The 24,904-nt window shown below is 46.0% G+C and carries 16 protein-coding genes; 3 read left to right on the top strand and 13 right to left on the bottom strand.

Translation table 11 applies throughout. The features are described 5' to 3' along the window. Window positions 1–71 precede the first annotated feature (71 nt). The 6 genes from MKZ13_RS13120 to MKZ13_RS13095 form a co-directional block, all read right to left on the bottom strand. Complete coding sequence (locus tag MKZ13_RS13120; RefSeq protein WP_221824862.1) at window positions 72–1,673, bottom strand: extracellular solute-binding protein; 1,602 nt, start codon at window positions 1,671–1,673, stop codon at window positions 72–74. A 587-nt stretch (window positions 1,674–2,260) separates the two neighbouring features. Continuing rightward, window positions 2,261–4,504: a helix-turn-helix domain-containing protein gene (locus MKZ13_RS13115; RefSeq protein WP_339184510.1), complete on the bottom strand. Its 2,244-nt coding sequence runs from the start codon at window positions 4,502–4,504 to the stop codon at window positions 2,261–2,263. 21 nt (window positions 4,505–4,525) lie between these two features. Beyond that, window positions 4,526–5,749 (bottom strand): MFS transporter, encoded by a 1,224-nt coding sequence (locus MKZ13_RS13110; protein ID WP_260633020.1) that lies wholly within the window; start codon window positions 5,747–5,749, stop codon window positions 4,526–4,528. A 49-nt stretch (window positions 5,750–5,798) separates the two neighbouring features. Further along, window positions 5,799–6,851: an ROK family protein gene (locus MKZ13_RS13105; RefSeq protein ID WP_221824869.1), complete on the bottom strand. Its 1,053-nt coding sequence runs from the start codon at window positions 6,849–6,851 to the stop codon at window positions 5,799–5,801. A 35-nt stretch (window positions 6,852–6,886) separates the two neighbouring features. Beyond that, on the bottom strand, window positions 6,887–8,092 hold the full coding sequence (locus MKZ13_RS13100; protein ID WP_221824870.1) for an ROK family protein: 1,206 nt from the start codon (window positions 8,090–8,092) through the stop codon (window positions 6,887–6,889). Window positions 8,093–8,630: 538 nt separating this feature from the next. Beyond that, window positions 8,631–9,470, bottom strand: a complete 840-nt coding sequence (locus tag MKZ13_RS13095) for a YitT family protein (protein ID WP_017688839.1) — start codon at window positions 9,468–9,470, stop codon at window positions 8,631–8,633. Between the two features lie 374 nt (window positions 9,471–9,844). On the opposite strand from MKZ13_RS13095, the gene MKZ13_RS13090 reads away from it, so the two are divergent. From MKZ13_RS13090 to MKZ13_RS13080, 3 genes are all read left to right on the top strand, one after another. Continuing rightward, window positions 9,845–10,903: a fatty acid desaturase gene (locus MKZ13_RS13090; protein WP_091016855.1), complete on the top strand. Its 1,059-nt coding sequence runs from the start codon at window positions 9,845–9,847 to the stop codon at window positions 10,901–10,903. Window positions 10,904–11,002: 99 nt separating this feature from the next. Then, window positions 11,003–12,139, top strand: coding sequence for a sensor histidine kinase (locus MKZ13_RS13085; protein ID WP_339184506.1), 1,137 nt, complete (start codon window positions 11,003–11,005; stop codon window positions 12,137–12,139). Next, complete coding sequence (locus MKZ13_RS13080) at window positions 12,136–12,735, top strand: response regulator transcription factor (RefSeq protein ID WP_036608692.1); 600 nt, start codon at window positions 12,136–12,138, stop codon at window positions 12,733–12,735. Before MKZ13_RS13085 ends, MKZ13_RS13080 begins: the two co-directional genes overlap by 4 nt. A gap of 185 nt (window positions 12,736–12,920) precedes the next feature. Here MKZ13_RS13080 and MKZ13_RS13075 read toward each other — a convergent pair whose 3' ends face one another. The 7 genes from MKZ13_RS13075 to MKZ13_RS13045 form a co-directional block, all read right to left on the bottom strand. Further along, window positions 12,921–13,829, bottom strand: a complete 909-nt coding sequence (locus MKZ13_RS13075) for a hypothetical protein (RefSeq protein ID WP_339184503.1) — start codon at window positions 13,827–13,829, stop codon at window positions 12,921–12,923. A gap of 44 nt (window positions 13,830–13,873) precedes the next feature. Further along, window positions 13,874–14,614, bottom strand: a complete 741-nt coding sequence (locus MKZ13_RS13070; protein WP_339184501.1) for a polysaccharide deacetylase family protein — start codon at window positions 14,612–14,614, stop codon at window positions 13,874–13,876. A gap of 470 nt (window positions 14,615–15,084) precedes the next feature. Continuing rightward, window positions 15,085–15,588 carry a ferritin gene (locus tag MKZ13_RS13065; RefSeq protein WP_221824880.1) on the bottom strand — a complete coding sequence of 168 codons (504 nt, stop codon included), beginning with the start codon at window positions 15,586–15,588 and terminating at the stop codon, window positions 15,085–15,087. Between the two features lie 156 nt (window positions 15,589–15,744). Further along, complete coding sequence (locus MKZ13_RS13060; protein ID WP_017688846.1) at window positions 15,745–15,864, bottom strand: hypothetical protein; 120 nt, start codon at window positions 15,862–15,864, stop codon at window positions 15,745–15,747. Between the two features lie 100 nt (window positions 15,865–15,964). Beyond that, entirely contained in the window at window positions 15,965–16,222 is a 258-nt protein-coding gene (locus MKZ13_RS13055; RefSeq protein ID WP_036608707.1) for a YolD-like family protein, read from the bottom strand. A gap of 153 nt (window positions 16,223–16,375) precedes the next feature. After that, window positions 16,376–18,067, bottom strand: a complete 1,692-nt coding sequence (locus MKZ13_RS13050) for a DUF11 domain-containing protein (protein WP_339184499.1) — start codon at window positions 18,065–18,067, stop codon at window positions 16,376–16,378. Next, window positions 18,064–24,774 (bottom strand): hypothetical protein, encoded by a 6,711-nt coding sequence (locus tag MKZ13_RS13045; RefSeq protein ID WP_339184496.1) that lies wholly within the window; start codon window positions 24,772–24,774, stop codon window positions 18,064–18,066. The genes MKZ13_RS13050 and MKZ13_RS13045 overlap by 4 nt, the downstream gene beginning before the upstream one ends. Between the last annotated feature and the right edge of the window lie 130 nt (window positions 24,775–24,904).

Raw genomic sequence — 24,904 nt, 5'->3', positions numbered from 1 at the left:
ATGTTGCCATCGCCCTAATAAAATCCCTGTTCTTTGTTGTCATACACATTTAGATGTGATCTCTACTCTACTTATTTCATCGCTTTGTAAGCTTCTGTACGTTCATCCAGGATTGCTTGACCACCGCTCGCCATGTAGTCCTTCATCATGCTGTCATACGTGGCTTCAAAATCAGCGGGTTTGGAAATGGTAGTTTTGACGAAAAACTCCATGAACTTGTCTTTTAAACCGTTACCGTAACGTGCTTCTGCATCAATCGGTTTGGAGAAACGTACTGGTTGAATGGTGTCCGTGTTAGAGATCGCTACCGACTTGCGCATATCATCCCGATACTTCGACTCTACCTGTACGACATAGGCCTCTTCATTTTTCTTGTCATCCCCAACGTATTTACCGTTCACGATAATGGCAATGTCACCGGAATTATAGATACGGCCTGCAATTTCAGGAGAAGCATCATCTTTGATCAGTGGTACCCCATCCACAAGTTCATAGTTCTCGTTTTCAACACCGAATTGCAGGTCGAACAGGTTGTTGCCCGAAGCCATCCAATCCAGATACTTCATCGCGGCTTCCGCATTTTTGCTCGATTTCGGGATCATGACATACATCGCATTGGGTGCATATGCCGGTTTGGCAAATTTGCCTTCCGAGTTTTTAAATGCATCAATGGGTGTAATCACTGCACCCGGTTGATTGGTTTGCAGGTTTTTGTACGTACCAGAGATATAAATCTCCCCTGCATCCTCAGTGTAGAATCCAACTTTCCCGTTAGATACATCTTCCCACAGCTTTTTCTTGTCTTTGTCGAGTCCAAAGTCCTTGCTCATTAATCCTTCATTATAAAGTGTGTTCATATATTTCAGGGCGTCCTTGAAACCAGGCAACAACGTTGGATAGTCATTGGAACCCAGTTGCTGCGTTAATGTATATTTCTGTTCTTCCGTCAGCGGTTCAATGAATGACCAGATCAGTGGTTCATATTGAGCCGAGGCAATCGACATCCCCATCGGAATAAGTCCTGTACCGACTTTACCCGGATCTTTTTCCTTAAAGGCCTTCAGTGTTGTATGCAGCTCCTCAGCTGTCTCAGGGGAAGGCAATCCGAGCGCGTCCAGCCAGTCCTGACGGACATAGGATGCGTACTTGCCAAGTACAAGACGTTTACCTGGAACCGCGAACTGTTGTCCATCGTATTGACCGTAGGCCAGCGTTTCATCTCCCAGGAACTTCTTCAGGTTAGGACCACTTTGATTGATCAGATCCGTAAGTTCGGTCAGACCTCCTTGCTCTGCATACCGGTTGAATGTTCCCGAATCGTAGGTAAAGACGATATCAGGTACTTCAGAGCCACTCGCCATCAGAACATTAAGCTTCTGTACTTCCTCCGAACGTGGTACTGGAACAAATTGAACATCGATGTTGTTTGGATCACCAAACTTCTCTTGAATGAAGCGAGTCAGATAACTGTCCGAAATGGTGTAGCCCGCCGGGGTGTTTCCCCGGTCGAAGATTTCTACTTTCAAAGTTGTTTTTTCCCCCGAACCCGACTCTCCTGATGAAGATGTCGATTCGCTTCCTGATGAACATGCAGATAATAATAGAGCGAACGCTGTTACCACTGCGAGGATTGAACTTGCCTTGCCTGCCTTACGTCTTTGAAATAATCTCATTTGACCTTTCCCCTTTCGCACACTCTCTGAATGGATTCACATGATTGCCACTCCACTTTGTTCATCCCATTTTGTTGCACCTGTGAATGTCACTAATCATTACATACGATCTGATATTTAGACAATAAACTATTTTCAAAATGTAAAACTCACGGTTTTTAAGTTAAATACTGCGATATATAAACATAATTCCTGACAATATACAATTTTCACACCTTTAATGTTAACTACAATAACATAAAATGTTGTATTCTATTTGATTTCTCATACCCAATCTGGCATCCCCCAACTTGCAATAATCTTTTTTCCATTAAATATCTGTTCAAAAAATGAAAAAGAGACCACATCTTATGTGATCTCCTTGTTTAGCAACACGAGTAGAACGATTCGACGTATTAATTCCTTGGCGGAAGATTAAACTTCATTTGACCAAACAAAATATCGATGGCATTTCCCGCATGTAAAAAATCTCCTGCAAAGGAAGACAAGGTTAAGGACCTTATTCCCTCATACAGGAGATTTCATGGATATCTCTAGGATTATTCGATTTCCCCCGATACCCGGATGTTCTAACACGTGCAATTCCGTTATTGATCTCCTTGTTTTCCACTCTGCTTGCGGTAGTCCCCTGGTGTCACGCCCATAATCCGTTTAAATACTCTGCCAAAGGAGATGGCATTGGCATAACCCACTTGCAGAGCAATATCCTGAACAGCCATATCGGATGCAGACAACAGACGGCAGGCCTTTTCGACCCTCAGTTTTACCAGAAAATCAACAAACTTCATTTCAAACTCTTCCTTGAACAGATAACTCGCATATTTGCCCGAGATCTGGAACCGATCACTCAAATGTTTCAGCGACAGATCCGGATCATCAAAATGCTCTTCAATATAGATCCGCAGCTCGTTGATCATCGCGCGATGACTTTTCGTTTCATTTACAGACACATAATTGCGATAAACCTCTTTAAGCCACTCCTGCAAAATCTCTTGAATCCCCTCCAGTGTCTCCACCTGCTGGATATCACTGCGAAGACGAGTCAGGATTTCCTCGGCAAATTGGCTTTGCAACCGCTCAGACAGCTCCCCGAATTCACGGGACAACATCTGGATTAACGCCTGCAGCAACATGCGAATATCGTGATCTGTAATCTGATCTTCGCTGAACGCAACAAACATCTGGTCCAGCTGCGTTCGCCAACCATCACCGGTTAGTCTAAATTCACGGACAAAGTCTGCGAGCATCTGCAAATACTTGTACGATTGCAGCTCAATACGATCCGGCAGTTGCTCACTGAGAACGATGGCATCTTTACCAAGCGTAAGTCTATGCTGCAAACCCGCATCTGCACTCGCATAGGAACGAGTAATCTCCTCCCAGCCCGGTACGGTTCGTCCAATCCCGAACGTAAACCGTAAGCGGAAGTTTTCCGCAATCCACATATGCATCTGCTTAGCCAGATCCATAAGTAATTCACGATCCAGTCCTTCCTGCTCATCCGATGCAATCACTACAATAAGCCTGCGGTTCCCAAACCATTCAGCCCAACCGCCGAACTGGGTCTCATTCTGCACAAGTTCTTCCACTACGTTCATAAGCGCAATCTTCAGAATATTCTGATTGGTCGAGAGATCGTCACCATTCATCTCCGCAATGAGGACTGCAACACTCTTCGGTTCCATGAATCGTTCCTCTAGCGGTTGCAGATGGCGAAGTCGCTGACGGAACGAATCCATTCGCTCTCCTTCCATCAGATCAACAAGCAACTGTCTGCGATGAATCAGCAAGTTTTCATGATGTTGTTTCTCATAGTCAACCGTCTGAGCAATCAGATGTTCCAGCGCACGATCGATGAGTGCCAGTTCATCTTTGACGGATGGAGTTGCTTCATCCTCCTCGGCACGTGGCTGTAACGCCTGAATTCGATTCATGATCAGCTGAATGGGGCGTGTATTTCTGCGAGTAATGTAGATTAGTCCAGCCACCGCACCAACAATCGTTAATAATCCAATACCGATCCACACATAAGAGACAAGGGATACCCATGAATACAGCTGTCCGGATTGAATACCACTCTCAAAGATCAGACCAAGCTTGTCCGCAGTCACACGATTAAGGATTTCACCTGCTGAAGGGTCCATTTGATGGGCGGTATAGATCAGATTGTCGCTTTTATCCCGAACCTGAAGAACAGATAACTTTTCATTGGTCATGTTATCAATCTGCCGTTCCACTGCATACATGCGGATGGTAATGACGAGTAGTCCTTCCCCGCCCCACGGTAAAGGAAGCCATTTATTCATGCTAATCACCTGTGAAGGTACGTCGAAGGAACGTTCCTTATAATCACGTGGCAAGTTCCAACCGAGGTTCTCGCGATCTTTCAAGGCTTGCTCAATATAGTCACGATCTTCGAAATCTTCCAAACGCATCATGCCTCTGGGCGTAAGAATCTGGGAATCGGACATACGATAGAGATAAATGGATTGAATCATATCCTGCTGATCCAGCATACGTCCCAGTCCACTTGCCGCATCATAGATGAACTGACTCGATAATTGTCCCTGTCCAGCTTCCAGAAAGCGACTATATGTCTTGTTTGCACCAATGTCTTCAAGCAACCGAAGTTCAATGTCACTTAGCGAGCGCTCCAGTGTATCCACGATATAGCGGGTGGAGATCATGTCGGCTTTTTGAGTTTCGTTACGTGAGAGTTCGTTGACAATCAGGAAGGAGAGAAAGATCAGAATGGAAATCGTAAGCAGAAAAATAGGAAAATACGAATACATTAACTTGGTGTGCCAATTCCGCTTCAGATTTACTTTCATAGGCTCCAACTCCTTCCATCTCTATTCTAATGAGTATACTCTTCTCTGTTCTTTGGCCTGCCTGCTGACGATATACAGAATCACTGATCCTAGTGCTGCACTGATCGTGCAAGCCAGATACATCAGTGATGGACCGCCGGAATCGAGCAAATATCCGTTAAGCATATTACCAACAATTCCGCCCAGGCCAGCAAATACCATGTTAAATAAACTTTGACCTGTGGCCTGCATCTCCCGTCCCGTAACGGAAGCCACATATTCCACAGCTGCAATATAAAAGAATCCGAAGGATAACCCATGCAGCACCTGAACGCCAATCATGACCTCAGGCGATGGCCATAGCCATTGTATTCCCCAACGTAACATATACGCCCCCGCTGCAAGCAGCATCGTCCGTTCATGTCCCCATTTTCGGAGTATGAATGCCGCTGCCAACATGGATGGAACATTAGTAATTGACGCCAGCAACAGTGCTGTACCTGTCATGGTCACAGAACCGCCAGCCATCTGAAATGAAATAACAAAAAAGGAGTTAAACGCAGTGAGCGTTTGGTTAATCAGGAAACAACCTGTTAGAAATAGAAGGAATGTCCGGTTTCGGAGCAATCTTGCCAAACCTACGGAGAAGGTTACCGAGGACGAGGATATGCTCGTCTGCCGGGGAAGTGTACTTGCCAGTATAGCGCTCAGAATGTTAAACAGGAGAAATGGCAGCCATAACATGTGAATGGAAAACTGGGAGAGATACATCCCTGCGGCAAATCCCCCAACTCCCGTTCCTATGCTGCCGAAGAGTCGGATCATGCCATATGAGGTGTTCGCGGCTCTCGCAGCTGTAACCGCATAGGAGTCAGCAACGGGTATTTGAGTCACTTGGAATATAGTGCATAAAGTATAAATCAATATTAATATAAAGTACACTTGAATATTGTAGAAATACGCTAACGATGCAGGAACAAGCAGGCTTATCACCAGTACGAACCGTGTCTTTTTAAACTTGTCTACCAGAATTCCCCATATAGGTTGAAGAATAATGGATACAAGTGTGCCAAACGCCATAATAAATCCGGTTTCTTTACTGGAAAACCCTTGTGCTACCAATATGGGATTAATGTACGGATTAAACATCCCCCCGGCAAGCCCCATAAACAGATATAGCCCCTGCAATTGGAGTAAAACACGTTTTGCATCATTGGAATCGGCTTTTGTTTTCTCTGTGTAAGCCTTCATATGTCTACTTCTCATCCGGATCTCCATCCTTTATGTCTGTAGTTGCTTCGCCTATTCTCTATTTTTATGTGCGTGTCAGACTCGACTTGATTGCAGCCAATGCCCCGATTGCTCCTGCTTTGTTCCCCAGTTCAGCTACAGCTAAAAGTGTAGGCAGAACAGTATAACGTTGGAGGCGTGTATGCACTTCATTTAGATAATAGGATGGGTTGGATGCAGCCACGCCACCACCGATCACTATAATGGAAGGATTGAGTAAAGCCGTAATATTCGCCAGACCTCTAGCCATATAACGCATGGGCAGTTCCAGAATTTCCAGGGCAGCAAGATCACCCGATTCCGCTGCTTTGAACACATGCCTGGCTTCAATCTGTTCCGATTCCCCTCCTGCCAGACTCATGATCACGGATAAGGAACTTCCCTTTCCATCAGCAAAATACCGCCTTGCCTGTTCCGTAATTCCGGTACCTGAAGTCGCTTGCTCGAATACACCAAATGAATCAGCATCCGCAACGTAGCCTGAATGAAGCCCTTCGTCTCCTGCAATAAAATGCCCAATCTCGCCGGCTGCTCCATGCTGACCACTGTATAGCTGTCCATTCAGAACTAGTGCAGCTCCAATGCCGGTTCCAACCGTGACCATCACGCAATGGCGATGTCCCTGCGCTGCCCCTTGATCATATTCTCCCATTGCGGCCATATTCACATCGTTATCCAACATGATGTTCCCGGTGTAATACTTCGCAATAATAGGACGAATATCTTGCTCAGGCCACTGAAAAGCTGGAGCATTTCGCAGTATTCCTTCCTCCTGCAGAATCACACCAGGAAATCCCAAACCTGCACCTGAAAGTTGATTCAGACTGCACCCCACCTCACGGCAGAACGTTTCCAGTTCAGCGAATAACCATCGGAAAAACACATCCGGCTGATCACTGGCAAGAGTAGGCAAGATTCGTTCATGAACTTCATTTCCAGCCTGTTGTGATGACAAGAGCATTAATGTTTTGGTGCCTCCAATGTCAATACCTGCAATCCAGCCGGATGGATCCCCTCCAACCGTACCATTCTGATTGGACTGATAATCATTACTTACGTTTTTTACGGATTCTGTCATGCCTTTCCCTCCTCACATGTTGTCTATCCAATCTCTTATTCCATGGCTTCCTGCTGAAGGTTCAGCATCGTTTGTTGTATGGCTACTTGTACCGCACCAGTGACAACAGCCTGCTCACCAAGCTTGGAACAGATTAACTGTGGTTGCACCGGGAATTGCTCAGAGATGATCTGCCTCAGTAAAGGCAATAACACATCACCGTTTCCTCCTACACCTCCGCCAAGCACAATGAGATCCGGAGCAAGCACAACGCTAATCTGACGCAGAGCGGAAGCAATCTTCTGGCTGTATTGTTGTAGAATCTCTACAGCCTCTACTTCTCCACTGCGTGCAGCTTCGAATAACTTCTCAGGAGTCAGGTGTCTGTGAAGAACATCCGCACCCGAATGAGCAGCCTCCAATAATAGTTCATCATGCTGATCTAGATCATCTTTTGCCAGTTGCATCAGACCATCAGCGGACAGCACTTCCTCCAGACGTCGGCCATCGTCCACCAACATCTCCGCGATCTCTCCAGTTAAGCCACCTAAACCTCGAAGCAGTTGGCCATGTACCATGATGCCAGCGCCCGTCCCTGTACCGATGGAGAAAAAAACAAACAAGGGATACCCTGCTGCTGCACCACTCCGATACTCCCCAAGCGCCGCAAGATTAACATCATTTTCCAGTATTACTTCACAGGGAAAAGCTCCTGACAACGACTCTAGAGAGAAAGCTTCTTCCAGACCCGCTAACGGGTCCACAATACGATTGATACGCCCTGAATCAGGCAGCACTACGCCTGGTATACCGAACCCGATGCACTGAATCTGATCCCAGTTCAGATGATTCTCATCAAGCAGTTCGTTCATATGGCTTCGAAGAAGCTCCAGCATTGTCGCTTCTGCTCGCTCATAAGCTCCTTGAACAACCATGGGATATGTTCGATAGGCAATGATCTCTCCATTCAGATCGGATAACGCAATCCGAATACGTGTTGCACCGATATCTATACCACAGACATAATAAGCCGTTTCATTGAAACGAATGAGGGTTGCTTTTCGACCCTGAGCGTTGTCAGCTCGCCCCATTTCCTTCACCAGATTACGGTCAATCAGATGTTCGACCGCCAAAGATACCGTTGGTTTACTAAGTCCGGTCTGACGGCTGATATCCGCTCTCGACATGGTTCCCTGAGTTATAAGAACATCCATGATGAGATTTTCATTCAGATTGCGAATATATTGCGGTGTGCCAGCCATATTATCGCCTCCTCCTATAGTTAGTTAAGTTTATTAACAAAATAATTAAATTCAATATATCATCGTGCTTGGTAGGTGTACAGCTTTTTGTCATTGCACTCTTTTACTAGAAAGAATCACACCTTCACCTGTAACACAAAAGCCTAATAAAGGAATTATTATACAATAATAGACGTTTATACATTTCCGAAACAGTGACCTGTTCATAGAATACCTTATCACGATCAGGGAGGTTTTAATATGTACAGAAAGCATCATAAATGTCATCATCCAAGACCAAAGTGTTTTTACAAAAAAATTACGAAAACTTGTGTTACCAAAGTTAAATATGTCCCTACAAAGTGTAAAAAACACTGTCATGTCACTGTTGAATATTGTGGAGTCAAAAAAAGAAGACATTACTAATACTCTTTTGCCCTTCTCTTCGGAGAAGGGTTCTTTCTTATCGAACTAGATTAATACCGCATACCATTAACCTACCAAAAAAAGTTGCGGTGATATTCACCGCAACTTTTTCTTCCTTATATACATATATTCATCAAGTTTTGGAGAGCTCAATAAATCCTTCACCGAAAACATCACGCACGTCATGAATGGTGATAAAAGCAATCTCATCTTCTGCTCGTACAATCTTCTTCAGCATAGAAACTTCCTGCTTGCTAATCACAATGTATAGAATTTCTTTCTTATTTTTTGTGTAATAGCCATGACCGGACAGGACGGTTACTCCGCGATCCATCTTCTCAATGACTTGCTTTGCGATTTCATCCTGTTTGGAAGAGATAATCATAACGGCTTTTTTCGGATTGAGCCCTTCAATAATGAACTCCATCGTTTTGGTTCCAACAAACAGCAAGACAATTGTACACATTAATCCTTGTGGTCCAATGATGAAGTATGAGGAGAAAGCCACAATCAGATCGAAGAACAGAAGTCCGTAACTGATATTCCAATCCAGATATTTGTTGGCAAGTCGGGCCAGGATCACTGTTCCCGCCGTTGTGCCTCCCACTCTAACAATCAAGCCAATACCAAGACCGGCAAATAATCCAGCAAAAATGGTATTGATCCAGAGTTCATCCGATGCAATCGTCCAACTCTCCGTCAGATGCAGGAACAACGAGTTAAATACCACTGCAATAATTGTATATACCGTAGTCGTTTTATCTAGAAACCGATATCCCACAATTAACAAAATACCGTTCAGGATCAAGTTCATCAGTCCAGGGGACCATTCAAACAGGTAATACAAAATAATCGTGATACCCGTGACGCCGCCTTCAGCCAAATCGTTCGGGATGACAAACAGGTTCACCGCCAGTGCAAACAGAAATGCACCTGCCATAATAAATAGGATATCCGTAATTCGTTTCTTCATTATGCATTCCATCCAATCCATCAGAAATCAACCTAATCGACCCGTCTCATAAGTTGTCATAACCACTCAAGGATAGATTTTACCATGCTCCCAACAAAATTTGTATACATAATACAAATTGTTGCGTAATTTGTGCAAAGGAATTAGTAAAACCTGCTCTTCTGTCTTCTGTAGAGCTATTGAGTATCATACACCCATGACAAATGTCATGGTCCATCGTTGATATTCATCATTACAGAAGGCTGACGTTTATGACTTACTGTCATGTTCGGATTGTTTTACAATGATAAAAACGCTTCCCACAGGAAAGTCTAGCGGGAAACGCCAAGTTGTAGCTGATTACAGTTATAACGATTGAAGGAGGACACAATTTTATGAACAGATCAAAAGAAATGGCCTTAAAAAAAGAAGTTACCCCTTACGAAAAAAATGATCTCAGACTAAGTATCCGCCAGTTAATCAATACATTGCTCCCGCTCTTCTTGTTATGGGCTGCAGCTTACTTTAGCTTATCGGTTTCCTACTGGCTGACCTTCCCGATTGCCTTGGTGGCATCCGGATTTGTACTGCGGACCTTTATTATTTTCCATGACTGCTGTCATGGTTCATTCTTCAAGAGCAAACGCGCCAATGATATTCTCGGTACCATTACTGGTGTATTAACAGTTACACCCTATCAGCAGTGGAAAAACGAGCATTCTATCCATCACGCAACAAGCAGTAATCTTGACAAACGTGGTGTAGGTGATATCTGGGTTATGACGGTTGACGAATATAAAGCAGCTTCTCCTTGGGGTCGTCTCTTCTATCGGATTTATCGTAACCCGTTTGTATTGTTTTGTATCGGACCCATTTACGTGTTTCTGTTGGCTTACCGTTTTAACCGTAAAGGTGCTAGACGTAAAGAACGTATCAATACACACCTGACTACCGTATTGATCGTAGTGCTCTATGCATTCATGTCCTGGTTAGTCGGATGGCAGGCTTTTGTAATGGTGCAGGCACCTATCTTCTTCTTCTCCGGTTTCTTTGGGATCTGGCTGTTCTACGTTCAACATCAGTTCGAAGAGACGTATTTTGAACATGAAGATGAGTGGAGTTATGTAAAAGCAGCTGTTGAAGGCAGTTCTTATTACAAATTGCCAAAATTATTGCAATGGATCAGTGGTAATATCGGGTTCCACCATGTGCATCACTTGAGCCCGCGTGTACCTAACTATTTCTTGGAAGAAGCACATAACGCAACACCACCTTTGCAAAAAGCAACAACTATTACACTACGTTCCAGTCTGGTTGCCCTGCGCTTCCGTCTGTGGGATGAAGATTCCAAACAGTTTATTAGCTTCAGACAGCTCAAAAACTTATCCCGCAAGCCGTATGTTCAACCGCCTATCCGAGTAACCAATCCAGCGGGTCTGACAGAGAAGCCTTAACTCTGTCGGATTCGTTTTCTTGTGTTCAAGCCATAGTCATGCTACAGTCATGCTAAAGTTGAGTACAAGTGCAAGGAGGAGAATTCCATTCAAAAGTGGATGCAAAATTTTTATAAAAAAACAGGGCTGAACCTTTATGTATGGCTCGCCTTTTTCATCCTGCCATTCTATTTTATATCGCAATATTCTAAATTATGGACGATGGTAACCGGCATCATCATTATCCTCGTCTTCTTCGTCTGTTACCTGCTCGCTTTCATCACCAAGGGCTGGCAGGTGTACATGTGGATTGGAATGCTTATTGCCATATCCATTACAATGACGATCGCCTATGATTATGCGTATTTCTCATTGTTTCTTGCTTTTTTTATTGGGAATATTAAAAATAAAGCCGGATTCTTCACCCTCTACTCGGTGAACCTGGGAGCCAGTTTCGTAACCATTAATTACGGTTTCATTAATCAGAGTTCTCTGTTGGTGAGCCAACTCCCGTTTGTATTCATCAGCTTAATGGCCTCCATCCTGCTCCCAATCAGTACGTATAACAAAAACAAAACTGAACATTTGGAAGGCCAATTGGAGAATGCGAACAAGCGACTTGATGATCTCGTAAAAATGGAAGAACGCCAGCGTATCGCTCGTGACCTGCACGATACACTTGGACAGAAGCTCTCTCTGATCGGTCTGAAAACCGATCTGGCGAGACGGCTGCTCCGCAATAATCCCGATCAGGCCGAGATTGAATTGAACGACCTCAGACAAACGGCAAGTACAGCTCTGAAGGAAGTCCGGGAAATGGTCACCACCATGCGTGGTACACAATTGGTCGATGAACTGTTCCGGGCGGAGCAGATTCTGAAGGCCGCTTCGATTGAATTTATGCTGGAAGGTAATCCGAAGTTACAGGATACGTCACAATTGAATGAAAATGTGCTCGGTATGTGCTTGAAAGAAGCTGTTACCAATGTCGTCAAACACAGTCAGGCAACAACCTGTACTATCATCATTAAAGAAACACTAGCGGATAATGTATTAACCGTTCAAGATAACGGTGTTGGAATAGAACGAACTCGCAAACAGGATCGGCGCGGAACAGGAATTTTGGGCATGAAGGAACGACTTGAATTTGTGAATGGTTGTCTGGATATTCGCTCTGCAACAGACATCCCGGGTACAGCGATCATTATTCATGTTCCGAAACTCGTTCGCAAACCGATAAAGGAGGCAGAATCATGATTAGAATTGTAATCGCGGAAGATCAGCGCATGATGCTCGGCGCCTTGTCTTCTCTCCTCAATCTGGAGGAAGATATGGAAGTCGTCGGACGTGCCAGCAACGGCCAGGAAGCCCTTGCCCTTGTCCAGGAGCTTGCACCAGACATCTGTCTGATGGATATAGAAATGCCCGTGAAAAGCGGCCTTGAAGCCGCAGAAGAACTCAAAGGAATGAGCTGTAAGGTCATTATCCTTACCACTTTTGCCCGGACCGGATATTTCGAACGTGCCCTAAAGGGCGGTGTCCGTGGTTACCTGCTCAAAGACAGTCCAATTGAAGAACTTGCCGAGTCGATCCGCCAAGTTATGAATGGCAGACGCATCTTCGCTCCGGATTTGGTAGATGAAGCTTATGTAGAAGAAAACCCTCTTACAGAACGGGAGAATGCCGTACTAGGCCTCATGGCAGATGGGAAGAACACCAAGGAAATCGCCGGGCATCTGTTCATCACAACGGGCACGGTGCGTAACTACATCTCCATTATTCTCAACAAGTTAAATGCCAGTAATCGCATTGAGGCCATCACTCGCTCCAAGGAAAAAGGGTGGTTCAAATGAAAGAACCGCTTTAACCCATTGAAACAAAAATAAGCATGTACCCCGACTGCATAAGCTGCGATAACATGCTCAAAATAAAAAGCTTGGCCCAGCAATTTCTTCCTGGGCCAAGCTTTTTTATGTGTATCGTAACAATCCAACACTCATCTCTTCTACATTGCAGAATATCCGTAAACACTCAAGATTTATTTTACAGATACAACCATGCCAAGAGCTTCTAATGGCACCTGATCGGTCTTAAGCTGATGAATTTGGTTACCGTCCTGCCATGAGATCGTTACATGAACAGACTGTCCACCACTTGGATATTCAACCTTGATATATCCTTTATCTTTGGGTACAGGCAAGGTATGTGACTCCAGGTACTCCACCATTTTCTTCGCTATGCCCGGATTATTCATTTCATCTTCGGAAACCGAACGAATTTCCAGCGTCCATCTTCCTTCTTGCCAAGTCAGATATTGACTGCCTGCGGCACCTTCACTCATGCCTTTGATGCCATGTCCCAGATCCACAGCCATATCTGCTGGAATATCTTTCAGGTCCTTCTCAGGGAAAATTTCTGGCTGATTCGGGTCCTTATAGGTCTTCACTTCATAGGAAGCCAGTACAGGTATCTTACTGTCGGATGCAGTTAAGGAGTGATCATTAATGGCAACAGACTGAGTGGTAGCGTAGAAGTTTACTTTAAATGCATCAGCAGTATTGGACAGTATTGCCGCACCCAAAGACGTACCCTTGTCCAATGTGAATGAAGTGGGTAACGCTGCATCCTTCATCTTCAACTGGTTGCGAACTTGCTTGATCACATCATTTACACCTGATTGACCAGTGGCAACCTGGTTGTCATTTGCCTTGGATCCTGATGTGTTTTCATTATCTGTTGTGCCCGTATTCTCTTTGGTTCCCGTTTCATTTTCATTAGAGAAATCAGCACCACCACTGCCGGTCTCGGTCTGCTCACCCACGGTTGTCGTTGGTGAAGAACTATTCTCTGATGATGCTGCATTTGAATCCGGTCCGCCACATCCTGCCAGAGCAAGTAAAACGGCTGTCGTTACTGGAATCGTGATCCATAATCGTTGTTTCTTCATGATGTGTACCTCCTTCGTTGTAACCAATCGAAAAATTAATAAGATTAACGCTTGTCATTCCAGAAGTTAACCGGCTGTACTTTTTTGCTTAATACTTCAAAATGATACCCTTCTGCCTTCAATGTTTTTAATACTTGCGGTAATACTTTCAGCGTCGCTTCCTGGTCGTGCATAAGCACAACTGGCGTTGTTCCGCTCTTTTGCACATTGTGGATCTGTTTCATTACACTGTTATAGACTTTCTGATGATCTTTCTGGTATTTCCAGTCTTCCGAATCCACATTCCAATCCCATAGATGGAATCCACCCTGACCCAGCAGTACATTACGGAATGCCGGTTTGAGATAAGGTTTACTACCATATGGCGTCCGCACGAGACTTGTTTTAACTCCAGCAACCTTGTTCAGACTTACATTGGCCTGTTGCATCTCTTTTAATCCGCTATATGCAGATTTATAGAATTTGCTTGGAACGTGAGTCACACCATGCAGACCCAATCCATGCCCGTCAGCTACGATTCGTTTGGTAGCCTTCTGAAATTTCTCCATCTGAGGACCCAGCATGAAAAACGTTGCCTTCGCATGATACTGATCCAGAATATCCAGTAACTGACCCGTATGAGCGGTTGGCCCATCATCAAACGTCAGGTATATGATTTTGGAATTTGCTTTGCTTGCACCATCCTTGGATGCAGCAGATTTGGCAGATACCGACTGCGGCAATAATAGTGGGATGATCAATAGAATTGCAAGTGTGACCATGATAGATTTACGAATATGTAGCATAATTAAAAGTCTCCCTTATGTGTTATATTTCCCCGGGTGTCCATGTTTTCTTACCTTCATCCCTTGGCGATTAATCCTAATACTATCAAAGATAGGGACTCCTGTTCTCGCTCCAAAGGCTACGGTAGAGTTACACTTTTGTCAGATAAACCTAAAATTTAATACGAATTTGATAGATTTGCGCAAAATAAGATCCCGTCAGGATAGATCAATTGTGACATATCCTCTATTACCCACATTCAGAATTTTGATAGACCTTTACTCCATTTCAAGCAAATCAATATAATCATTACATATCTTTGCATGCAAAAAAGCCTGCACAAGTGCAGGCTTCTTTGTATTCAATCAGCATATGGCATCAAACCATCATCCCTTGCAAGGTGATTGCCCGATTGCATTCAGGATCATTACCTCATGCAGTATGTAAATGGTGTTTTGACGCTGGAATCTTATTGACTCCCTACATGCATTTATTCAGCAGGAGCAGTGAACGAACGTTTGCCAAACTCGGCATCCAGCATGTAGAAGGCATTGCTGTCTTTTTCAATGCGGCGCAGCTTCTGAATAATGTTGTCAAACAATGCTTCCTCTTCAACCTGCTCATCAATGAACCATTTCAGGAAATACATCGTTGCATGTTCACGTTCATTCAGAGCGATGTCAGCCAGATTGTAGAATTTTTTCGTGTTTTGCTGTTCATGAGCATAACCATGTTCAAATACATCCAGCATCGAAGCATATTCATTCTTCGGTTCTGGCAAAGCCTCAAGTGTGGCACGTTGTCCACGATCATTCAGGAATTTGTATATTTTCATGCCATGGAATCGCTCTTCTTCCGCTTGCACGATGAAGAAGTTCGCAAATCCATCCAGACTTTTGCTTGAACAATAGGCTGCCATAGCCAAATATACATGAGCGGAATAAAACTCAAAATTCATCTGTTCATTTAAAGATTCTGTTAACGCTTGGCTCATAATCAAAACACCTCTTTCTTTCTCTAGGGATGGTTATATTCTAACATAACGTAAGCAGGACTTACACCGATTTTCTACAAAATTCGCCAATGACTGAACGAATAAAAAAGCTCTGCCGCGATGGCAGAGCTTCTTTCATTCTTAAGAGATATGCAATTATACCAAGAACGCTTTGGAGATGATAACCAACAGGATGAACAGAACCAGAATGGCACCTACAGAAGTGAAACCTCCGTATCCGTAGCCTCTTGTTTCTCCACCTAATACTTCGCTCATTGACCGTACCTCCTCTGCAACAGGTATGGGATATCTTATGCAGGAAGAACGACTTTGACAGGGCGGATGCCCTAATTATTCAATTTGCTGTTTTTTTCGTTCAGTACCGGGGAGATTGCACACGCATGATATCCAGAAAAGGCACCTTCGCCGTGAACTCTTCTTCGGTATACTCTACATGCACGAGTCGTGTACGGGAGTCCATTTTGACGATGACTCCTTGCACCTGATCTTCTTTGCCCCATACCGTCAACAGTACTTCCGAACGTTCCCGAAAGGCTTCAACCAGCTGGTTTCCCAACTCTTCAAGTTCAAACTCATCCCGTGTAGGTCTTTTTGCTACTTTTGCTTTTGCCAATGTGGCTGCCTCCTCTACTCCGACGTCCCGATTCCACGGGTTGATTGCCGAGTTCATATTCAATTAGTATACCATTCATTTACGTTCGTGTAATCTCATGGCATCCAGAATGAGCAAATTCCTCAGGCAAGTTACCGTTAACCGTGATACCTCCTATTCTTCTCCATACTCCACAATGATGCTGTACTCATTCGAACGGGTTTCGCCAGCCCGTTTTTGTCCATTCCATTCATACGTGTACCTGGCAATCAAGGCTCCTTGGAGCGTACCCGTCTTCTCAGAAGCTAACTTCGCTACATAGGAGATGTTCTTTTCCGTTCCAGGCTCAATCACACCCACATGCAGAACCCGTGGTGTGGAATACTCTGGTAAGCTCAATTGGATCTCACCCGTAGCTTGCCCAAGCCATCTGGCACCCTCAGGTAGAATACTCCCAAGTTGTACACGTGCCGGCAAATTGCCCGTATTCCCCACACGTACCTGAAAAGTGACCGTACCTCCCTGCTCGACCAAAGTGGGTGTCACTTGAACATAAGCCTGAATTATCGGGGCTTTTAATTCAACCACAGCTTCATTGGATGTAATCATCCGCTGCACTGACCGTGAATCCGGCAACCGAAATGTATACATCAGGCTAGCATGATTCACATACCTGTAGTCATCAGGCATCGATTCATCTCGATCTGGAAGTTTCGCTTCGAACTGAATATTCAGAACCGACCGTGCTGTCAACGTCCCCAGATTAAGCCCTTTAGCCAAATTGGATCCGGGACGTTTAACCCCATTCCAGCCCAGACTGCCTTCGATAAATGTCACACCTGTTGGCAGTACATCGAGGAGAGTTCCATCCACCGCATAACTGCTTGCATTGGAGACGGTAATATTATATTGGACGGCATCACCCAATGTGGCCGTTAGCGGGAGTACACTTTTCAGCACAGAGACCTGGGGCTGTATCACTTCCAGGGTAACCTGATTGGAGTAGACCGTTTCCTGCTGCCCTGCCGAGATATACGTCAGTGCAGCTACACTTGATATTCCGTTCGCATCGCTTCCCGCCATAGCCTGAACCCGATATTGGATCCTAATTGAGCTTCCAGGCAAAATCTCTCCAAGTTGTATGCCCGTATCAGGCGTTACTTGTGGCGCAAACATTTCATCTACGATGACACTGGCAGGTATAAAAACAATACCTCGTGGCAAAGAAATCGTTACTTGGGCATTCGTAGCTGCAATAAAACCCGGATTGCTCACGATGACGGTGTACATGACAATATCCCCTGAGAAGGTATAAATACGATCCGCCTGCAAGGATATCTCCAGCCGGGATGAGACCAGATTGACCTCCACGATATTGGATTGTTCCATACCTGTAACCGTTCTGCCTTCCGGTGTCAAAAACTCATAGTTAACCTGTGCCTGATTCAGCAGCTTCAGTGTCTCAGGTAAAAGCAAGATTACAACTTGGAAGTGGTATCGCAACGTGGCTCCAGGTGCGATTTCAGCTGGAGGTAATCCTCTCTCCGGTGATGCTCCCGGTAACGGAATACCATCACGCAGTACACTGTTGGGAAGCAGTGCCGTCTCTGCAGATAGCTTATCCAATAGGTACACTAGGGCCGTAAGATTTCCGGTGTTAACAATTTCAACACGGTAGATAAGAGACTGCCCCAAGGCAGCCTCCGTGACATTGCAGACTTTTCTGACTTCAAGCCTGGGGCCGATCCACGGTGTTACAACCGTATTCGAATAGGATACCTGTTCCAGTTCAGTCGCACCCGAGCTGAATCGAACCAGGGACTGATTCTTTAGCCAGTGGGACAACGGACCGGAAGATTGGCTCATATCACCACAACCTCTACTCTGAATGTAACCGTAACGGAAGCACCCGCAGCAATCGAACCAAGCGTGATGCCTGTATTCGGATTGCCTGTTGGTCTTGGCACACCATCCACCGTAACACTTCCTGGCACAAATACTGTACCGACAGGTACCGGGTCAACCATGACCACATTATTCACCACTTCAATACCGCTATTGGTTACTACAACCGTATAGGTGATTACATCACCAACAACAGCATCAATGGCACTTGTGCTTTTGGCAACAACAACATTTGGTGCAGATACCGGGATAACCAGAACATTCGAAGATACGGTCCCCGTCAACAGACGGCCATCGGGTGGACTAAATGTATAGTTGGCCACCGCCTGGTTAACCAATTGCTGATCCTGTGGCAACGTATCTACAGTCACTTCGAGGGTAACCGTTACAATAACCGTACCTCCGGACGGTATGGTACCCACAACGATACCCGTCTCCGGATTGGCACCTGGCTGTGGAACACCATCAATCAGAACACTGTTGGGAAGCAGTACGGCTCCATTCGGTATATTGTCCGTTAATGTCAAACTTGCATCAAGATTCCCGCTATTGTTAATCGCAAAAGAATAGGTGATGGTGTCACCAATCGTTGCATTGGAGGTGCTCCCTGTTTTGGTTACGGCAATAATCGGCTGATAGATTGGTGTTACCACCGTATTGGAATACGCTGCTCCCGAGAAAACACCCGATGTGAAACTTACGGAAGACTGACTGCTCACTTGTGGTGGTGTTGGAAGCGTATTGACCCGAACTGCATACGATACCGCTATCGATGCTCCAGGGGCTAAACTACCAAGGGCTATGCCCAGCGCCGGGTTTGCTGAGGCTCGTGGAACGCCATCTACCAGGACGCTGCCAGCAACAAATGTTACGGCAGGACTGATGGGATCGGTTAACACAATATTGTTTACAGGGTCAATTCCTTCATTGGTCACAACCATTTCATACACAATCGTGTCGCCTACCACGGCATCAACTACCGAAGCCGTCTTAACTACACTCACGTTCGGAGCAGATACTTGAATGTTGAGTGCGTTGGACGTAATCGTGCCTCCAAGTGTTCTTCCATCAGGTAATGTATACGAAAATGTCGCAGAAGCCTGATTGGTAATGGACTGGCTCAAAGGTAACGTCACAATCACAACGGAGAAGGTAACCAGAGTTGTTGTGGAAACGACACCAAGCGGAATACCCGAAGCTGGATCTGCACCTGGTGCAGAAGCCCCGTTAATAATAACGCTATTTGGAACAAACTCTGTTCCTGCCGGAATGGTATCCGTTAACGTGACAGATGCCCCATAGTTCCCGGTATTGGAAATGGCGATGCTGTACACAACGGTATCCCCTACCGTTGCTATCGACTGATCTCCCGTTTTCACTGCAGCCAGAATAGGTTGAAAGACCGGAGTTGTAACCGTATTGGAAAATGTGGTCGCTGAGAAAACACCTGATGTAAAGCTGACCGTGGACTGATTGTTTAACACTGCACTCGCCGGGAGCGCCGTAACCTGCACACTAAATACAACGGTTACCGTAACGCCAGGTGCGATGGAACCAAGTGTTATTCCCGTAGAAGGATTGGCTCCAGGGCGCAGAACACCATCGACAAACACGCCGGTTGGCGCAAGAACGGTGCTTGTCGGCACTGCATCCGTGAAAACCACATTGTTGACCGTTGCAATTCCGTTATTGGTTACAGCGATGCTATACGTTACGATATCACCAACTGATACCGCCGTTGAAGTTGTGGATTTGATGACATCGACATCTGGTGCCGATACGGTAATGGTCAACACATTGGATAGAACAGACTCCGTGATGTTCCGCCCATCCGGCAATGTATATGATAGAGCTACCGAAGCCTGATTCACCAGTTGTTGCGGACTTGGCAGCGTATCAACAACTACTGAAAAGGTAATGGTGGTCGTAGCTCCGGGAGCCACATTGCCTGCGGGGATGCCCGTTGCTGGATTTCCTGCTGGTAGCGGTTGACCGTTCACAATAACGCTATTTGGAACAAGGATGGTTCCGGCTGGAAGGTTATCTGTCAGGTTAATCTGGGCTCCAAAGTTTCCCTGATTGTTCACGGTTATCGTGTAGCTGACTGTATCCCCAACGGTAGCATTTTGTGTACTGGCTGTTTTTTGTGCTGAAAGAATAGGCTGGTACACCGGAGTGACCACGGTATTTGAAAAGGTTGTGCTTGAGAATGTACCTGAGGTAAAACTGACCGTAGAGCGATTGCTCAACTGATCACTTGGCGGGATCGCGTCGATACGGATGCTGAATGTGACCGTCGCGGACGTTCCGGGCCCCAATGTACCAAGGGGTACCCCACCTGCCGGATTGGCTCCGGGTTGCGCAACCCCATTCACTGTGACACTCCCTGTAACAAAGGAGGCTCCAGCTGGAATCGGGTCTGAAAACTGAATATTGTTCACCGGTGCAATTCCGCTGTTGGTCACCAGAATGGAATAGGTCACCGTATCGCCTACCGTAGCCGCAGTGGAAGCTGTGCTTTTGACAACAGCGACGTTTGGTGACGAGACCGGGAACGTGAGTGTATTCGAAGTGGCTGAGCCAGTCAACGTCCGCCCATCTGGAGGTGTAAATGTAAAGGATGATGTAGCAAAATTGCTAAGCTGCTGTGGAGATGGAAGTGAATCCACAACAACGGCAAACGTGACAACAGCCGTCGCCCCCGCTGCTACAATGCCTACCGGAATACCTGTTCCTGGTGTTACTCCCGGCTCTGGCACACCGGATACAACCACACTGTTGGGTACAAAAGTAGTCGCAGCAGGAATGGTATCTGTCAGGGTAACATTTGCCTCCAGATTGCCAGCATTGCTGACCGTTACCGTGTATACAACCGTATCACCTACGGTCGCATTTACGGTATTTGCTGTTTTGACAAGTGAAATCTGCGGTTGTATGACCGGAGTCTGAGTGGTATTGGACGATGATGACCCTGAAAATGAACCGGATGTGAAGCTGACCGTCGACTGATTGTTAATCTGCGAAGGAATCGGCATGGTAATCGTCACCTCAAAAGTTACGGTAACCTCGGCTCCTGGAGCCAACGTACCGATTGGAATGCCGGCTGTCGGATTGGAGAGCGGGAACGAAGTCCCGTTCACAATGACACTTCCGGGTACAAATGGGGTATTCGAAGGAAGAGGATTGACATATACCACATTATTAACAGCTACTGTGCCGTTATTACGAATAACAGATGTGTATCGAATGACATCCCCGACTACGCCGTACTCTACATTGTCACTGTTAACAATCGTAACATTGGGCAGAGACACTGGAATAGTGATGGTGTTTGATGACGAGAGACCGGCAACCGTTCTCCCACTTGGAAGCGTGTAGGCAAATGAAGCAACCGCCTGATTAATTAACTGCCTTGCATCTGGCAAACTGGTAACCGTCGCAACAAAGGTGACCGTTGCACCTGAACCCGCAGCAATCTCCCCTAGACTGATTCCCGACTCCGGGCCGACCCCAGGTGTAGGTACGCCATTAATAATGACACTATTTGTGCTGAATACTGCTCCAGCTGGAATGGGATCTGTCAAGGTAACCGTTGCAGCTATATTACCTGTATTGTTAATTTGGATGGTGTAATTAAACGTATCGCCTACCGTCAAACTTGTTGTACTGGCTGACTTCACCACTTGAATCACTGGCAGAAATATGGGGGTATTTACTGATATGGAAGAAGAAACACCATTAAAACTGCCTGATGTAAATGCTGCATTGGCCCGGTTACTAACCAAACCCGTGGATGGAACAGAACTCACTCGGGTCTGATAGGTCACAGTTACACTGCTTGAGCTATTCAATGTACCCACTGCGATTCCCGCAACGGGGCTTGCGCTGGTAACAGCAGATCCATTAATTGTGACACTACCCGTGACAAATTCAGAGCCGGATGGTGCATCCGAAATCACCAGATTTTGTACTGCACTAATTCCTGCGTTTGTTGCAACAACGGTATACGTAAGCACATCTCCTACTGTTGCATCCGGTGTGTTTACTGTTTTACTAATAGAAACATTGGGAGCCGATGCAGGTATACGAACGATATTGGATAAGCTGCTGCCGGAGAGATTCCGTCCACTTGGAAGCTGATACGTATAACTTGCGGTCCCTTGATTCTCCAGTGTTGGGGGTGTCGGAAGTGTGGTGAGTGTAACGCGAAACACCACCGTCGCTGTAACTCCCGGCAGGAGGCTGCCCAGTGTTATTCCGGTTAACGGGCTGGCTCCAGGACGTGCAGTACCATTCACGGTTACCGAATCCGGGACAAACGTCAGCCCTGCTGGAATCGTATCGGTCACATTCACTTGAGTCGCTATGTTTCCACTGTTCGTGACTGCAAGTGTGTATGCAATCTGATCCCCCAGTGTCGCATTGGTTTGGCTTGCCGACTTGTTGATACCGACAACGGCTTGGTAGACAGGGGTTGTAATGGAATTGGAGTTGGAAATGCCCGTGAACGAACCAGAGCTATAGGACACTACCGCTCGATTGACTAACGAACCTGAAGCAGGCAGAGACTGCACATTCAACTGAAACGTCACCGTTGCAGAACTTCCGGCCGCCAATGTCCCAATAGAGATGCCACTGCTCGGATTCGCAGACGGTACGACAGTTCCCCTTACGGTTGCACTGCCGGAAACAAATGTTGCTCCGGCAGGGAGCGCATCTGTAAGTACCACATTGTTAATCACCTGAATACCGCTGTTGGTAGTAACTACGGTGTACGTGAAGGTCTCCCCGACAGCAACATCGGTAACGGATGCTGATTTTACCGCGGTTACATTGGGCAATGTTACCGGGATTGTTAAGGTATTCGAGGCGATGTTTCCCGTGACCGTCCGACCATCAGGTGAATTGAAGGAATAAGAAGCCGTAGCCTGATCCACAAGAGTCGGCGGTGTCGGCAAGCTTGTTACAAGTACCTGAAACGTCACCGTATTGGCACTTCCTGCCGCGAGGCTCCCCAGATTAACCCCCGTAACCGGATTGGCGCCAGCAATCACATTTCCATTCAGACGAAAGCTGCCTGCTACATATGAGCTGCCACTTGGAATGTTATCCCTCAAGATAACGTTGGCAGCAACATTCCCTCCGTTGTTCACTTGGAGTGTATAGGTTACCAGGTCACCCACTGTGGCATTGGTGGTACTCGCCGATTTCACAATGGACAGGTTTGGCGAATAAACAGTAAGGGTGGAGTTATTGGATGGAATAACTCCGGTAATGACTGGTCCCCCTGCTACACTTTGAAATGTAAAGGCTGCATTGGCCGAATTTACCAGTTGCAGGATGCTTGCATCCTGACCGATGAGTGCTCGATAGGTTACAACGACACTGCTGGATAAAGTTAACGAACCCAGCGGAATGCCTGCCGTCACATCAAGTGTTGGACGGGGTATACCTGCAACCGTGACACTGCCTGGAATAAAGGTAAGACCTGCAGGAAGTGAATCGGATAAAACAACACTGGCCGCACTCGCAGTGCCTGCATTGGTAACGGTAACCGAATATAGGATACTATCCCCAGCAACTGCACCGGCGGCGACCGTTGCCTTAGCCAATGTGATCTTGGGCGCATTAATATCAACTTGAATCGCATTGGCGTTGACAATGTAGGCATCCCCCGAGGTCGTTAATGTCAACACCGCAGATGACTGGTTATTGATCAGTCTTGCTGAAACATCCACATTGGTAATATCCCAGCCTTGGCGTCCACCGATAATATTGGTACCTGGAGCTCCGTTAATCTGATTTCGTGTCCCAAACGTTCCTGTTGTATTAAGCGCTCCGGTATCTCCGTTAATCTGAGAAGCAAAAAAGTTCGCAGCTAGATTATTGGGCCCGGACAAGGCAACCGAAGTTGCCGAGGTTGGTCCGAATAATGCTTGATCGCCTGTTCGATTCGCATCGCCCTCCTGCGCACTAAACAGTATTCTTCCTCCCAATGCACCAGAGATTGGCGTAGCAAATCCAGTCAGTGTGGTAACAACTGGCCCAGAGTTTGCTTGAACCAGTACCCCACCTGCACGCAAGGACATGTTACGAAAGGGCAGACTGGGATTCTGATAAATGACTCCAAGTGTCCAGCCTGCATGATTGGCTGTAGAATCATTAGTGATGACAATAGTCCCTACCACTGCTCCGGTGGTGTATGTACCGGCTCCCCCATTTTGTACAAGTGAAGTAACATTGGCTGAACGCACATAGCCGGCAGCGCCGTTCCCCAGATCAAACTGATTATAAGTAGCTGGGTCAGGAGTAATACTGGATGTCCCTGCAGGTGTAATAAACGTAACCGGATTGTTGATGGCAGCACTCAGATTGACTGTACCATTGATGTAACTGCCGCCCCAGATCAATTCTGCATACAGAACGGTACTTCCAGCAGGCAGTGTAAGAATGGCTGCTGAACTGTTGCTCTGATACAGACTTGTCGTTCCCAATGGATAGGTGCCGTACTGGAGGCTGGTGTTGGTTGTGGTAAAACCTCCAATACTGTCCTGTGTTCCGGGTACCCCTGCTGTTTCCGAACGACTCAGTCCAAGCGTATTTCCTGTAAATGTAATTGCTCCCGTAGCATTAACGGTTGAACGAACGACAAGAGGAATGAAGACCACCTCCCCTTCATCAATGATTTCCTACATATGGATCGGAGCCATGTTATATAGTCTATGAGTGTATCATTGAGTTTTGTTTGTCCTCCATAAAAAGTTTGTGACAACGCGAAACTTCTGTGAGTCTTGTTTT

The sequence above is a fragment of the Paenibacillus sp. FSL R5-0701 genome (assembly GCF_037973995.1).
GTDB lineage: Bacteria > Bacillota > Bacilli > Paenibacillales > Paenibacillaceae > Paenibacillus.
This window is presented reverse-complemented; position numbering and strand designations above follow the sequence as displayed.

What these genes read in the sequence shown, in the direction of transcription:
- MKZ13_RS13120 (WP_221824862.1), bottom strand. Translation starts at nt 1,673, where the DNA reads ATGAGATTATTTCAAAGACGTAAGGCAGGCAAGGCAAGTTCAATCCTC.
- MKZ13_RS13115 (WP_339184510.1), bottom strand. Translation starts at nt 4,504, where the DNA reads ATGAAAGTAAATCTGAAGCGGAATTGGCACACCAAGTTAATGTATTCG.
- MKZ13_RS13110 (WP_260633020.1), bottom strand. Translation starts at nt 5,749, where the DNA reads ATGAGAAGTAGACATATGAAGGCTTACACAGAGAAAACAAAAGCCGAT.
- MKZ13_RS13105 (WP_221824869.1), bottom strand. Translation starts at nt 6,851, where the DNA reads ATGACAGAATCCGTAAAAAACGTAAGTAATGATTATCAGTCCAATCAG.
- MKZ13_RS13100 (WP_221824870.1), bottom strand. Translation starts at nt 8,092, where the DNA reads ATGGCTGGCACACCGCAATATATTCGCAATCTGAATGAAAATCTCATC.
- MKZ13_RS13095 (WP_017688839.1), bottom strand. Translation starts at nt 9,470, where the DNA reads ATGAAGAAACGAATTACGGATATCCTATTTATTATGGCAGGTGCATTT.
- MKZ13_RS13090 (WP_091016855.1), top strand. Translation starts at nt 9,845, where the DNA reads ATGAACAGATCAAAAGAAATGGCCTTAAAAAAAGAAGTTACCCCTTAC.
- MKZ13_RS13085 (WP_339184506.1), top strand. Translation starts at nt 11,003, where the DNA reads ATGCAAAATTTTTATAAAAAAACAGGGCTGAACCTTTATGTATGGCTC.
- MKZ13_RS13080 (WP_036608692.1), top strand. Translation starts at nt 12,136, where the DNA reads ATGATTAGAATTGTAATCGCGGAAGATCAGCGCATGATGCTCGGCGCC.
- MKZ13_RS13075 (WP_339184503.1), bottom strand. Translation starts at nt 13,829, where the DNA reads ATGAAGAAACAACGATTATGGATCACGATTCCAGTAACGACAGCCGTT.
- MKZ13_RS13070 (WP_339184501.1), bottom strand. Translation starts at nt 14,614, where the DNA reads ATGCTACATATTCGTAAATCTATCATGGTCACACTTGCAATTCTATTG.
- MKZ13_RS13065 (WP_221824880.1), bottom strand. Translation starts at nt 15,588, where the DNA reads ATGAGCCAAGCGTTAACAGAATCTTTAAATGAACAGATGAATTTTGAG.
- MKZ13_RS13060 (WP_017688846.1), bottom strand. Translation starts at nt 15,864, where the DNA reads ATGAGCGAAGTATTAGGTGGAGAAACAAGAGGCTACGGATACGGAGGT.
- MKZ13_RS13050 (WP_339184499.1), bottom strand. Translation starts at nt 18,067, where the DNA reads ATGAGCCAATCTTCCGGTCCGTTGTCCCACTGGCTAAAGAATCAGTCC.